The organism is Streptomyces sp. UH6 (assembly GCF_013421635.1).
Classification (GTDB): Bacteria; Actinomycetota; Actinomycetes; order Streptomycetales; family Streptomycetaceae; genus Streptomyces; species Streptomyces abyssomicinicus.
In genome coordinates this window covers 1-539 of record NZ_JACADT010001470.1, presented here as the reverse complement: position 1 = coordinate 539, position 539 = coordinate 1, and the positions used below count along the sequence as shown (strand labels likewise).

Annotated in this window: 1 pseudogene; it reads left to right on the top strand. The window is 70.1% G+C overall.

The annotated features are described in order from the left end of the window. Positions 1–484 (top strand): annotated as a pseudogene (locus HW445_RS32655) (DUF4162 domain-containing protein); the annotation flags it as partial. Between the last annotated feature and the right edge of the window lie 55 nt (positions 485–539).

Genomic DNA, 539 nt, shown 5'->3' with positions numbered 1-539 from the left:
CCCCCGCATCATCTTCCTCGACGAACCCACCACCGGCCTCGACCCCCGCTCCCGCCACACCATGTGGCAGATCATCAGGGAACTCGTCACCGGCGGCGTCACCGTCTTCCTCACCACCCAGTACCTCGAGGAGGCCGACCAGCTCGCCGACCGCATCGCCGTCCTCCACAACGGCACCATCGCCGCCGAAGGCACCGCCGAGGAACTCAAGCGCATCATCCCCGGCGGCCACGTCCAGCTCCGCTTCACCGACCCCACCACCCACCAACGGGCCGCCACCCTCCTCACCGACGCCACCACCGACACCGACGCCCTCACCCTCCGCGTCCCCAACGACGGCACCCAGCGCGCCCTGCGCACCCTCCTCGACCACCTCGACACCGCCGGCGTCGAAGCCACCGAACTCACCGTCCACACCCCCGACCTCGACGACGTCTTCTTCGCCCTCACCGACGACCAGGCCACCCAGGAGACCCCCCGATGAGCACCCTCTCCCTCGCCCTCCGCGACAGCGGAACCATGCTCCGCCGCAACCTCCT